At 71.3% G+C, this 12596-nt stretch carries 13 protein-coding genes; 6 read left to right on the plus strand and 7 right to left on the minus strand.

The annotated features are described in order from the left end of the window. Window positions 1–37: 37 nt before the first annotated feature. Window positions 38–1033 (plus strand): ABC transporter ATP-binding protein, encoded by a 996-nt coding sequence (locus DA085_RS11160; RefSeq protein WP_202619192.1) that lies wholly within the window; start codon window positions 38–40, stop codon window positions 1031–1033. Further along, on the plus strand, window positions 1030–2040 hold the full coding sequence (locus DA085_RS11165; protein ID WP_109473041.1) for a hypothetical protein: 1011 nt from the start codon (window positions 1030–1032) through the stop codon (window positions 2038–2040). The genes DA085_RS11160 and DA085_RS11165 overlap by 4 nt, the downstream gene beginning before the upstream one ends. 3 nt (window positions 2041–2043) lie before the next feature. Here the strand turns inward: DA085_RS11165 and DA085_RS11170 are convergent, their stop codons facing one another. The 3 genes from DA085_RS11170 to DA085_RS11180 form a co-directional block, all read right to left on the minus strand. Continuing rightward, complete coding sequence (locus DA085_RS11170) at window positions 2044–2697, minus strand: NAD(P)H-binding protein (protein WP_109473042.1); 654 nt, start codon at window positions 2695–2697, stop codon at window positions 2044–2046. Window positions 2698–2764: 67 nt separating this feature from the next. Then, window positions 2765–3745 (minus strand): DUF1648 domain-containing protein, encoded by a 981-nt coding sequence (locus DA085_RS11175; RefSeq protein ID WP_109473043.1) that lies wholly within the window; start codon window positions 3743–3745, stop codon window positions 2765–2767. Then, window positions 3742–4095 (minus strand): GntR family transcriptional regulator, encoded by a 354-nt coding sequence (locus DA085_RS11180; protein WP_109473044.1) that lies wholly within the window; start codon window positions 4093–4095, stop codon window positions 3742–3744. Before DA085_RS11180 ends, DA085_RS11175 begins: the two co-directional genes overlap by 4 nt. 176 nt (window positions 4096–4271) lie before the next feature. Here DA085_RS11180 and DA085_RS11185 point away from each other — a divergent pair, with 176 nt between their 5' ends. The 3 genes from DA085_RS11185 (at window position 4272) to DA085_RS11195 (ending at window position 7456) form a co-directional block, all read left to right on the plus strand. After that, window positions 4272–5435, plus strand: coding sequence for a M14 family zinc carboxypeptidase (locus DA085_RS11185; RefSeq protein ID WP_109473045.1), 1164 nt, complete (start codon window positions 4272–4274; stop codon window positions 5433–5435). 180 nt (window positions 5436–5615) lie between these two features. Further along, window positions 5616–6641, plus strand: a complete 1026-nt coding sequence (lipA, locus tag DA085_RS11190) for a lipoyl synthase (RefSeq protein WP_109473046.1) — start codon at window positions 5616–5618, stop codon at window positions 6639–6641. A gap of 29 nt (window positions 6642–6670) precedes the next feature. Then, entirely contained in the window at window positions 6671–7456 is a 786-nt protein-coding gene (locus tag DA085_RS11195; protein ID WP_109473047.1) for a DUF4191 domain-containing protein, read from the plus strand. A 1-nt stretch (window position 7457) separates the two neighbouring features. Here the strand turns inward: DA085_RS11195 and DA085_RS11200 are convergent, their stop codons facing one another. Together DA085_RS11200 and DA085_RS11205 are read right to left on the minus strand one after the other, a co-directional pair. Next, window positions 7458–8141, minus strand: a complete 684-nt coding sequence (locus tag DA085_RS11200; protein WP_109473048.1) for a response regulator — start codon at window positions 8139–8141, stop codon at window positions 7458–7460. After that, window positions 8138–9292, minus strand: coding sequence for a sensor histidine kinase (locus tag DA085_RS11205; RefSeq protein ID WP_109473049.1), 1155 nt, complete (start codon window positions 9290–9292; stop codon window positions 8138–8140). The genes DA085_RS11200 and DA085_RS11205 overlap by 4 nt, the downstream gene beginning before the upstream one ends. Before the next feature lie 249 nt (window positions 9293–9541). Between DA085_RS11205 and DA085_RS11210 the strand changes: the two genes are divergently transcribed. Then, window positions 9542–10228, plus strand: a complete 687-nt coding sequence (locus DA085_RS11210) for a hypothetical protein (protein ID WP_109473050.1) — start codon at window positions 9542–9544, stop codon at window positions 10226–10228. A gap of 95 nt (window positions 10229–10323) precedes the next feature. Here DA085_RS11210 and DA085_RS11215 read toward each other — a convergent pair whose 3' ends face one another. Further along, window positions 10324–12090 (minus strand): LTA synthase family protein, encoded by a 1767-nt coding sequence (locus DA085_RS11215; RefSeq protein WP_109473051.1) that lies wholly within the window; start codon window positions 12088–12090, stop codon window positions 10324–10326. A gap of 6 nt (window positions 12091–12096) precedes the next feature. Further along, the gene (locus DA085_RS11220) at window positions 12097–12531 is read right to left on the minus strand and encodes an RDD family protein (RefSeq protein WP_237565452.1); all 435 of its coding nucleotides are present in this window, start codon (window positions 12529–12531) and stop codon (window positions 12097–12099) included. Window positions 12532–12596: the final 65 nt, after the last annotated feature.

A 12596-nucleotide genomic window follows, 5' to 3' on the forward strand; every position in this document is an offset into this window, starting at 1 on the left:
CCGTTCCCGTGCGGCTGGCTCTCGATGGGGGTATGCCGTGGAGCTGGTGGCCGATGACGGGCTCGCCGTCGCGACGCGAGGGTTGCGCAAGACCTTCGCCGGGGTCCGTGGCCGGAGGGCTGCCATCCACGGTCTCGACCTGGATGTTCCCGCCGGCGGGGTGCACGGTTTCCTGGGCCCCAACGGCTCGGGAAAGACCACCACGATCCGGATGCTGCTCGGCCTGCTGCGTGCCGACGGCGGCACGATGCACATCTTCGGTCAGCCTGTGCCGCACCGGCTCCCGCAGGTCATCGGCCGGGTCGGCGCCATCGTGGAGAGTCCCAAGTTCTATCCGTCCTTCACCGGTCGCAGGAGCCTGAGCCTGCTGGCCGACGCCATCGGCACCGACCAGCGGCGCGTGGACGAGGTGCTCGAGGAGGTCGGGCTGGCCGACCGCGGCCGCGACCGGTTCGGGGGCTACTCCCTCGGCATGCGACAGCGCCTGGCGATCGCGGCAACCCTGCTGAAGTCGCCTGACCTGCTGATCTTCGACGAGCCCACCAACGGACTGGACCCGGCAGGCATCCGGGAGATCCGCGAGACCATGCGCAGCCTCGGCACCCAGGGACGCACCGTCCTGGTGAGCAGTCACATCCTGTCCGAGATCGAGCACATCGCCGACACGGTGTCGATCATCGGGCGGGGCCGCGTCGTGGCCCAGGGGTCGGTCCAGAGCCTGATCAACGAGCAGGTGGGCGTCGGCAGCGTGGACGTCGGCATCGACAGTCCCGAGGCCGCCGTCGCCGTGCTCCGCCGGGTCGGCATGAGCGCCGAGCTGACCGCAGACGGTCTGCGGGTCACCGGGGCCGACCGCCCTGCCGACGTGACCAGGGCGCTCGCGGCGCAGGGCCTCTACGTGAGCCGTCTGCTGCCGGTGCGCCGCGACCTGGAGTCGGTCTTCCTGCAGCTCACCCAGGACGACCAGCTCGGTGCTGCCCCACCGCATACCGATGAGACCAGCGACCCCAGCGCCGAGGAGGTCACCCGATGACCTCCCTGATCCGCGTCGAGCTGCGGCGCATCCTCTCCCGCAAGATCCTGCACCTGTCCGTCCTGGCCATCCTCGCCGTGGCCCTCCTGGCCTTCTGGGGGCTGTGGCAGAGCGTGCAGCCGCTGGAGAACTACGAGGCGCAGGCACGGGCCGACTTCGAGCAGGTCCACGCCCAGTGGGAGCAGGACCAGGAGTTCTATGACGAGGAGGCTGCCGCGCAGTGCCTGGAGGACCAGGCTGCCGAGCGGGAGCGGATGGGTGACCCGACCATCGAGTTCGGCTGCGAGTGGCCGGAACCCACCCTCGAGGACATGCTCGGCTCCTACGCGCCGCCGTCGATGATCAGTCTCTACACCCAGAACCTCGTGGACACCGGGATGATCGTCTACCTCCTGGCCCTGCTCGGCGGCTCGACGGCCACCGCCGCGGAGATCGCGCACCGGACGCTGGGGACCTGGCTGACCTTCGAGCCGCGACGCGGCAGGGTCTTCGCCAGCAAGGTGCTGGCCTCCGGGCTGGTGGCACTGCCGGTCACCGCGGTGTTCCTGGCACTCTTCCTCGGCGGGATCCCGCTGATCTACCGCCTCAGGGGCGTCGACGACGCGGTCACTGCGGCCGAGTGGGCGGACCTGGGCTGGATGAGCGCCCGGATCGCCCTGCTGGCCGCCTTCCTCGGCATGGTCGGCGCGGCCGCCGGGCTGCTCCTCAAACACACCGGCGCAGTGCTCGGCATCGCCGTCGGCTACCTGCTGGTCGTGGAGAACATGGTCCGCGGGCTGTTCCCGCAGCTGAGCACCTACCTGCTCAGCGACAACCTGCTCGCCTGGGTCAGGGACGGACACGACCAGCGCCGCTGGGAGTGCGGCCCGGTCGAGGGCGGCGGGGAGAACTGCCGGGAGGTCGTCACCCACCTGACCCTCGAGCACGGTGCGCTGGTGCTCGGCGTCATGGGTGTCACCGTCGTCCTGTTGTCCTGGCTGACCTTCCGCCGCCGCGACGTCGCGTGACGCCTACCTGAGGGCCTCGGCGATCGGGGTGCCCCCACCGACGAACTCGTAGGTGCTGCCGACCGTCGTCTCGTCCGCCAGCACCGCAGCCACCACGCCGGCGACGTCCTCGCGGGAGACGCTGGTCCCGTCGTGCGCCCGGTCGTAGTCGCGGTCCACGTGGATCGTGCCGGCACCCGGCTCGAGATCAAGGTGCCCCGGCGCCACGATCGTCCACTGCAGTCCCGACGAGCGCAGGTGCGCGTCGGCGGCGGCCTTGGCCCGGGCGTACGTGCTGAACGGGTTGTCAGCCGGGATCTCGTCCTTGCCGGCGCCCCGGTAGGACACCATGACGTAGCTGAAGACCCCGGCCCTGGCCGCGGCGTCCATCGAGGCGATCGCGGCGTCCCGGTCGACGGCGTTGGTGCGGGCGGGGTCTCCGCCACCGGCGCCGGCGGACCAGACGACCGCGTCGTGACCGGACAGCACCTGCACCAGTGACTCCACGTCGGCCCGCTCGATGTCCAGGACGACCGGCCGTGCACCGGTCGCTGCGACGTCGGCCTCGTGCTCGGGGTTGCGGAAGACCGAGGTCACCTCGTCCCCTCGCCCGCTGAGCTGGCGCGCCAGGTGCAGCGCCACCTTCCCGTGGCCTCCGATAATCACGATCCTGCGCATGCCAGACCTCCGTCAGTCGATGGGGTGGTTCACCCGGGACAACCTCCCCGGGACGGGGACTGTTCCCTCAGGCGGCCGTATGCCGTGTGTCCAGCAGTCCCAGCAGCAGGCCAGCACCGGTGGCGGGGTCGTCCACCGTCGCCACGAAGCGGCGACCAGCGTGCTCGACCTGCAGGGCCGCACCCCGGCGCGTGATCAGGCCCAGCGCGCGGGGCACGCGACGGATGCCGAACCCACCGAAGTCGGCCGGCGACACCTGGACGACACAGGCGCCGGTGATGTCCTCCAGCGGGACGTGTCCGCGCGGCACGCCCAGACCCGACCGCCAGGTCAGGCCGCGGGCGTCCACGGTGACCGTGAAGCTGGTGACGCCCGCCACGAGCACCGCCAGCAGCGCGACGAGCAGCCAGAGCCACCAGGTGCCGGCAGCCAGGGCCGCGACGGCGACGACAACCGTGCTGCCCCCGAGGGCCAGCAGCACCACGGTGCTGCTCGTGGCCCGACCGAACCAGGAGGCTCGCTCACCCGGCGCGAGGACCACCGGGGTAACCGGCTCGTGCACGCTGCGGGGCAGACCCGGCGGCACGACGAGGGCCACCAGGGCACCCGTGACGAGGGCCACCCCGACCGCCAGCAGGACCACCCACGGTCCCAGCCGCGCGTCCTCCGGCGCGGCGGCGCCACGGTTGGCAATGATCACGGCGACGAACAGGGTGACCAGGCCGGCCGGCATACCGGCCAGGAACCCGGCGAACAGCCGGGCCCGCTCGCCGCGCCACCACTCGGACACCGCAAAGATCACCACGAGCAGAGCCGGCAGCCCGACCGCGACCAGCCCGAAGAGGGTCAGCGCCCACACCCGCGGCATCGAGTCGTCCGACGCGCCGGAGAGGTCGAAGTGGGTGGCCAGCCGATCGGGCAGGTCGCCCGCCCAGAGCAGCGTCGCTCCGAGCAGCACCAGTGCTGCCGCCGCGGTCGCTGTGGAGGTGGCCGCCAGGTGCGCCCGGCGGACGCGCCGCTCGGCCGGGTGGGTGGTGGTCTGGTTCATCGCTGGGCTCCTTCGTCGAGCGCCTGGTGGATCCGGGACAGGGGGATGCGGTGCCGCCGGGCCACCTCGAGCAGCTCGGCGACCGCCTCGCCCACCTCCGGTGCGGCGGTGGGCTGCTCCAGGACGACCGCGCCGCGGCCGCGCCGCAGGTCGATGACCTCGGCGTCGCGCAGCTCGGTGTAGGCCCGCAGCACGGTGTGCATGTTGACGTCCAGGGAGCGCGCCAGCTCCCGGGCGGCCGGCAGCCGCTCCCCCGCGGCCACCTCGCCGGAGGCGATGGCGCGCCGCAGCTCGCGAACGATCTGCTGGTAGATCGGCTCGCTGCCTCGGGGGTCGATACGGATCAGCACACGGTGATCATATAGTTATAGTTGCTCTAGAACAAACCATCGTGCGACTTTTCTGATTGGGAGTTACCAATCAGTTACGGTGACAACCCAGACCAAGGATTTACCCCAGGCTCTGGCGCCCTCTCGAAGCGGCTGCGACGCTGATGGTCCACCCCATCCGACAGTGAGGTCGAAACATGTCCCTGTCCCCCCAGAAGACGCTGGCAGCAGCCGGCGCCACCATCCTCGCCGGCTCGCTCCTGCTGAGCGCCCCCGCCTCCGCGATCCCTGAGAACTCGCACTGCGGGCCCATCGACGGCAACAACAACGACGCCTTCGTCAACCACGCTCAGCTGACCGCCAAACTGCAGCAGATCGAGCGGACCACGGGCGGCACCGTCGACGTGGAGGTCGCCGGCTACAGCAACCAGGGTCGCGAGATCTACCAGGCCCGGGTCGGCCACGGTGACACCGTGCTGCTGGTCCAGTCCCAGATCCACGGCAACGAGAACCACGGCACCGAGGCCCTGCTCAACCTGCTCCCCCAGTGGGGCGGCAACACCCCGGAGGCCCAGGCGCTGCGCGAGGAGGTCACGATCGTCGCGGTCCCTCGCCTCAACGTCGACGGCGGCGAGAACGACACCCGCCAGAATGAGAGGACCTGGGACGAGGTCGTCGAGGACTTCCCGCAGCTCGCCGGCGTGGAGCCGGCGTGGAACTACCGCGAGTCCGTGCCGGGGTTCGACGTCAACCGCGACTTCAACCCCGACCTGGACTACGTGCCGGCGCCCGAGGACTTCCCGGGCAACAGCGCGGACACCGGGTGGTACATCACACCGGAGGCACAGACGGTCCGCGACCTCTACCGCAACCTGGAGACGGAGTTCGGCACGGTCGACTACTTCGTCGACCTGCACAACCAGTGGTCCTGCTACGCCGTCGAGGGCACGGGCGAGCTGTCGCCGCTATCGATCTCGGCCCGGTTCATCGCCGACCCGACCGAGTTCGGTGACTGGCCGAAGTTCGACTACGACGCCTCGCGACGCGCCAACGTGGCGGTCTACGACGCACTGCAGGGCCAGGGCAACTCCGGCTTCGGCAACCTGACGCTGTACCCGCAGGACACCAACCTGCCAGGCACTGCCCTCGGCTCGTTCGCCCTGCGTGGCAGCGCGACGGTGTTGTTCGAGACGTCGAGCAACACCCAGACCGACGGCCAGAAGCGCAACGGCATGTTGACAAAGCAGGTCGCGACCGGCCTGGACGGCCTGGTCGACGCCATCGCCGACGGGAGCATCGACACGCTCGACCCGGAGGCCTACGAGGCGATCCCGAACCGGGTCTACCTCCCGGGCGACTGACGCCCGACCGCTCACCCGGCTGACGGCATACCGCCCGACGCCGTGCAGCAACCGGCCCCGGGCCGACCGGAGAGATCTGGCCGGCCCGGGGCAGCGCTGTCCCCGGCCCCCGATCGTGGTCGGACCGACCCGCGGGGCTAGGCTGACGGGGACCAGTTCGTCTGCAAGGAAGTGGAACGAGTGACTGTCGCACCCGAGGGCCGGCGCCTGCTGCGGGTCGAGGCCCGTAACGCCGAGACCCCGATCGAGCGCAAGCCCGAGTGGATCCGGACCACCGCCAAGATGGGGCCGGAGTACCAAGAGCTCCACAGCATGGTGAAGACCGGTGGTCTGCACACCGTCTGCCAGGAGGCCGGCTGTCCCAACATCTTCGAGTGTTGGGAGGACCGTGAGGCGACCTTCCTCATCGGCGGCGACATCTGCACCCGCCGCTGCGACTTCTGCGACATCGCCACCGGGCGTCCGACCGCGCTGGACCTGGACGAGCCGCGCCGGGTCGCCGAGTCGGTTCGCCAGATGGGGCTGCGCTACTCCACCGTCACCGGCGTCGCCCGCGACGACCAGCCCGACGGCGCGGCGAGCCTGTATGCCGAGACGATCCGGCAGATCCACAAGCTCAACCCCAACACGGGCGTGGAGATCCTCCCGCCGGACTTCGGTGCCGTCCCCGAGCTGGTCAGCCAGGTCTTCGACGCCCGGCCCGAGGTGTTCGCGCACAACCTGGAGACGGTCCCCCGCATCTTCAAGCGGATCCGCCCGGCCTTCACCTACGACAAGTCGCTGCGGGTGCTCACGATGGCCCGCGAGGCCGACCTGGTCACCAAGTCCAACCTGATCCTCGGGATGGGCGAGGAGGACCACGAGATCGAGGCCGCGCTGCACGACCTGCACGACGCCGGCTGCGACATCCTCACCATCACCCAGTACCTGCGCCCCTCCAAGCTGCACCACCCGATCGACCGGTGGGTCAAGCCGGAGGAGTTCGTGCACTGGTCCGACCTGGCCGAGCAGATCGGCTTCAAGGGCGTCATGGCCGGGCCGCTGGTGCGCAGCTCCTACCGCGCCGGCCGCCTGTGGGCCCAGGCCATGCGCCGGTGGGGCCGTCCCATTCCCGAGCACCTGTCGCACCTGGGCGAGGCCGCCAACGACCCGGCACGACAGGAAGCGTCCTCGCTGCTGGCCCGGGCCGCAGCCAGCGCGTCCTGACACCGCCACAACCCACGTATCCTGGAGTTATGTCCACCACGAACGACTCGACCGAACCGAGGCGCAAGCGCCGGTTCGGCCGCAAGAACAAGCCCCTGAGGGACCCGAACAACCCGGGGAGGTGGCAGCAGTTCAAGCAGGTGTGGTCGATGACCCGCAAGCACGACCCTGCTGCCGTGTGGTGGATGCTGCTCGCCGCCCTGGCCGTGCTGGTCGTCGGCCTGCTCGTGGGCCTCTGGCTCAACATGGTCATCTACGTGATGGTCATCTCGGTCCCCCTGGCCATCCTGGCCGCGGTCTTCATCCTGGCGCGGCGGGCCGAGCAGGCCGCCTTCAGCCAGATCGAGGGCCAGCCCGGCGCCACCGCCGCGGTGATGGGCACCCTGAAGCGCACCTGGTACTACGACCAGGAGCCGGTCGCTGCCGAGGCCGGGGGCAAGGTGCGCGGCATGCGTGACCTGCACAACGCCGCGATGGTCTTCCGCGCGGTGGGCCGCCCCGGGGTCGTGCTCCTCAACGAGGGCCCGAAGGCCGCCGCCAAGCGCCTCGTCGAGAGCGAGCGCAAGAAGGTCGCCCGCATCGTCGGCACGGAGGTCCCGGTCCACGTCCTGCGGATCGGCCGCGACGAGGACGAGGTGCCCCTGTCCAAGGTCGTCAAGACGATGAAGAAGCTGGACAAGAGCATCACCAAGGAGGAAGCCGTCGTCGTGCACAAGCGGCTCAAGGCGATCAGTGCGACCGCCAAGCCGCCGCTGCCCGCCGGCGTCGACCCGCGCAAGGCCCGGATGGACCGGCGCGCCCTCCGCGGACGCTGAGTCACTCCTCGCCGAGCTGCACCAACCCGCTGCGGAAGGCCAGCACGGCGACCTGCACGCGGTCACGCAGCTGCAGCTTGGTGAGCAGCCGCGAGACGTAGGTCTTCACCGTCGCCTCGCTCAGAAAGAGCCGCTGCCCGATCTCGGCGTTCGACAGGCCGTGGGCCACGAGTCTGGCCACCTCTGCCTCCCGCTCGGACAGTCCGGCCAGCGCCGGAGGCAGCTCTCCAGCCCTCGGCCTGGTGGTGAACTGCTGCAGCAGCCGGGAGATCAGCGCGGGTGCCAGCATCGACTCGCCCCGGGCGACCACGCGGACGGCGTGCACGAGGTCCTCGGGGGTGACGTCCTTGAGCAGGAAGCCGGAGGCGCCGGCGCGGACAGCCTCGTAGACGTACTCGTCCAGGTCGAAGGTGGTCAGGACCAGGACCCGCGGCCTGTCCCCCACCAGCTGCATGATCCGGCGCGTCGCCTCGACCCCGTCCAGCCGGGGCATCCGGATGTCCATGAGCACGATGTCGGGTCGCAGCGACCGCACGGCCTCGACCGCCTCGAGGCCGTCGCCGGCCTCGCCGACGACGTCGAACCCCGCACGCTCCAGGATCAGGCGGAAGCCCATCCGGACGAGCTCCTGGTCGTCCACGACGACGACCGAGGTGACCTCATCGCTCACGGTGCGCCCCGTCATACCGGCTCCAGCGGCAGCACCGCACGGACGGTGAACCCGCGCTCCCCCGCCGAGGTCTCGACGTGACCGCCGAACAGCGCGGCCCGCTCCCGCATGCCGACGAGCCCGTGTCCCGCCCCGGCGGACTCCTCCTCGCGCGGCGGTCCCACGTCGCGCACCGTGATCTCCAGGTGGTCGGCGCCGAACTGCATCGCGACGTCGGCGCGGGTGGCGCGGGAGTGGCGGCGCACGTTCGTCAGGGCCTCCTGCACGATCCGGTATGCCGTGAGGTCCAGCCCCGCAGGCAGCTGCGGACGGGATCCGGTCACCTGCAGGTCCACGGTCAGGCCCGAGGCACGGGCGGCCTCCAGGAGCTCGGGCAGGGACCCGGTGCCCGGCTGGGGTGTGAGCTCCCCGCCGGCGTCGGGATCGCGCAGCATGGCCACCACCCGGCGCATCTCGGCGAGCGCCTCGGCGCCGGTCTGCCGGATGGTGCCCAGGGCCCGGCGGGCGAACACCGGGTCGTCGTCGACCAGCTGCTCGGCCGCCCCCGCCTGGACGACGATGACGCCGACGGAGTGGGCGACCACGTCGTGCAGCTCCCGGGCGATGCGGGCGCGCTCCTCGGCGACGGCGGCCAGGGCCTGCTCACGCGCGGCGGCCTCAGCCGTGTGGGCACGCACCGCCTGCGCCGCGGCCCGCTCTGCGGACGTGCGCAGGGCGTGGCCCAGCAGGAAGCCCAGGGTCACCACGCCCCAGTGGAAGATCAGCTCGCTGGGCTCCTGCAGCACCGGCACGAACAGGTCGGCGACGGTGACGAACAGGATGCCGCTGGCCGGACCGATCCAGCGCAGGGCTCCCTGCGCGTGCCGGGCCAGGGAGTACACGAGGACGACGACCGGCACCAGCTGGCCGAAGAAGAGGAGCAGCTGCTGGCCGGTCATGATCCCCAGCACGGGCCACACCAGGAAGGCGGACAGCGCCACCCACGGCCGGGACCGGCGCTGGCTGAGCAGGCTGGTGAAGAGGAGCACCCCGATCGAGCCGGTCACCCGCGACCCGTCGCCCTGCACCGAGTCCAGCGGCAGCCAGATCTCGACCATGCCGATGGTGGCGAGCAGCAGCGCCAGGGCGAGGTCCTGGACCCACGCTGATCGGACCATCCGGCTCATGAGCCAAATCTAGGGGTCGGGGCCCACCGCTGTCGTCATCCTGAAGTTGATGAGCACCCCTCGGACGTCGCGGCCGGGTGCACCCCACGGTCGACCGGCCCTCCCCCCGGGGTTGCGGTGCCGCGCGCAGTTCGTCGGCCAGGGGTGACTGGGGGGGGCACCTCACGGCCGATCCGCAGCGACCACCGGGGCTCCTACGGTCGGGACCGGGCCGGCCAGCGGGGCCGCCCGCCACCAGAAGGAGCCACCATGAAGGTCCCCCAGCTCGCCCGTGCCACCACTGCCATCTCGCTGGTGGTGGGCCCGGCCCTGATGATCGTCAGCTACCTGTCCATGCCGGACTTCGGCGGCGGCCACGCCGAGCGCCTCACCGCGATCGCTGCCGCCCCAGGCACGGCCACCCTCTCGGCGCTGTGCTTCATCCTGTTCCAGCTGCTCCTGCCGGTCGGCGTGCTCGGCGTCGTGCGCCTGGTGCGGCGCCGGGTGCCCCTGCTCGCCACGACTGCCCTGGTCCTGGTGTGTCTGGGGGCGTTCGGGCACGCCGTCTACGGCGGCGTCAACGTCATCATGCTCGCCATGGCGCAGGACCTGCCGGCTCTGGAGACCCACGCGGAGGTCCTGGCGGTGGCGGAGCAGGGTGTGGGGCTGCCGTTCATGGCGGCCGGGCTGCTCGGCAGTGTGCTCGGCTTCGTGCTGCTCGGCGTCACGGTGTGGCGGGGCGGCCTGGGGCCTCGCTGGCTCGGACCGGCACTGATCGTCTGGGTGCTGCTGGAGTTCCTCGGCAGCAGCCTGTCCGAGTGGGCCGGCTACGCCTCCGGCCTCGTCTTCGCCGTGGTCTTCGCGGCGCTGGCGATCGCGGTGTGGCGCTCCTCGATCGGGCACTGGCAGACCGCCGCGGAGGGTGAGCTGGTCACCACCGAGCCGGTCCCGGCGTGAACCGGGTGCGGGCCGGTCGGCTCACCCCCTGAGCCGGTCCGTGGGCGGACCGGGCGCGCGGTGAACCGCACGTTGTCGGTGCTCTGCCGGGCTGGTCACTTCACAGCCGGCCCGGAGTCCGCGGTCCCGGCGAACCACTCGCTGCTGATCGCGAGGTCGGCGATCTCGTAGGCCGTGCGCAGCTGGGTGGCACCGTCGGCGCCGGGGAGCACCTCGCCCTCCGGTGTCACGGCGGAGCCGGTGAAGGAGCCCAGCAGGGTGCGCCCCATCACCTGCCCGGCGTAGCGCTCTGGCGGGATCCCGACCAGCTGCGCGAGGGTCGGCAGCACGTCGATCTGCCCGCCGGGCGTGGAGATGCGACGGCCGTCGGACCCGGGGACGTAGACGAGGAACGGGACCCGGCCCTGGTTGCCCTCGAGCCAGCGCTCGTCCTCGGGGGCATAGCGGTGTGGTCCCTCGTGGTCCCCCACCACGATGATCGCCGAGCGCTCCAGCAGGCCACGCTCGCGCAGGTCGCGTTCGAAGGCGCCCAGGGCCGCGTCCGTGTAGTGCACCGCCTGCAGGTAGCGGCTCGTCGCGTCGTCCCCTGGCAGGTCCAGCTCCTGGAGGTGCTCGGGCAGCTCCCACGGCAGGTGGGAGCTCGTGGTGATCAGGTGCATGTAGTGCGGGCTCCCCACCCGGTCCAACTCGCGCAGCGCCTGGTCGAACAGGTCGGTGTCCGCCAGCCCCATGCCCAGCGGGGTGCCCCGCGCGAACCCCTCCTGCCCGATGTACCGCTCGAAGCCGAGGTGCGGAAAGACGCGGTCCCGGTTCCAGAACGTCGCAGAGTCGTTGTGCAGGGCGATCGGGTGGTAGCCCTCGCCGGTGAGCAGCCGCGGCAGGCTGGTGTAGCCGGCGTTGTCCGGGAACCTCAGGAAGGCCGCGCCCGACTGCACCGGGTAGACACCAGCCAGAGCGAGCAGCTCGGCGTCGGAGCTGCTGCCGTCACGCACCTGCGCGAGGACGTGGTCGAACACCAGGCTCTCCCCCAGCCAGCGGTTCAGCGTCGGCGTGACCTCCTGCCCGTGGGGGGAGGCACCGAGGACCACCTGCTCGAGGGACTCGAACTGCACGTAATACAGGTCCCGACCCTCCAGGAGCCCCACGAGGTCCGCGTGCTCCGGTGCCACCTCGTGATAGGCCTCGTTGGCGGCGAACCAGTCGCGCACCCGCTGGCGCTCCTCGGGCGTCAGTCGATCGTTGGTGTCCACCAGCTCCTCGTAGCCCTCGTAGGCGTGCGCTCCCAGCGGTGAGAGCGACACCACGCGCAGCCGGGGGTCGGAGGTCTGCGCCACGACCTGCACCCCGAAGGCGAGCACCGAGCCGACGACGACGAACGCGACGGCCCGCACCCGTGCGCGTCGCCCGCGACGCAGCCACCGCCGCACCGCGGGTGGCGTGGCCGGCACGGCGGGCCAGCGCAGCGGCACGCCCCGGAAACGAGCGACGAGCGCCAGCACCGCCAGGACCACCAGGTCGGCCACGACCAGCACGTCCCACCACCGCGCCATCGCCCACACCGAGGACCCCATGCCCTCGAACCCGCTGGGCTGCGTCATCATGTGCAGGCTGAGCAGGCGGCCGGACGCACGGGCGTTGAGCAGGTCGGCGAGCAGCAACAGACTGACCAGCAGGTCGGCTCCCAGGAGGTATGCCGTACGCCCCCGACCGCGCAGCAGCAGGCTCGGGCAGAGCAACAGTGCGATGAGGGGCAGGGCGCTGACGGTCACCAGCGCGGCCCACGGCTGGCTCCCCAGGACGGCGGCGGCGACGGCCACCGACTTGGCCACCAGGGCGACGGCCACCAGGGCGAGCAGGCGCACCGTTGCCTACCGGCTCTTCAGGAGCACCGTGCCGGCGACCCGGTCGTGCAGACCACGGCCGTGCCGGTCCACGATGAAGGCGGGGATCACCAGGCACAGCAGGACGGTGCGGATCAGGGCTGTCCTGAGCCCCGGCATACCCGGCCGTCCGTCCTGGAGGGCAGCGAGCCGGTGCACCCGCAGACCCAGCAGACCGTGGCCCAGGGTCAGGCCTGCGGTGCTGATCAGCAGGACGTTCTCGACGGCAAACAGTCCCAGCGGAAGGAGCGACTCGGTGCCGGTGAGCCCACCCCACGGGACCCGCAGGGCGGCGAGCACGATGAAGGTGCAGGCGAACCAGTCGATGAAGATCGCGACCAGCCGGCGCGGGAATCTCGCGACGGAGCCCGCGCCGCGCTCCGGGAGGCCCAGGGCGGCACCCGGATACGCTGTGTCGGTCACCCCAGCAGGGTAACCCGCGAAACACGCGGGAAACATCAGGGTTACGGTCAGGAAACCGGGCAGGT

Origin of the sequence: Ornithinimicrobium cavernae (genome assembly GCF_003121625.1) — a bacterium.
GTDB classification, from domain to species: domain Bacteria; phylum Actinomycetota; class Actinomycetes; order Actinomycetales; family Dermatophilaceae; genus Ornithinicoccus; species Ornithinicoccus cavernae.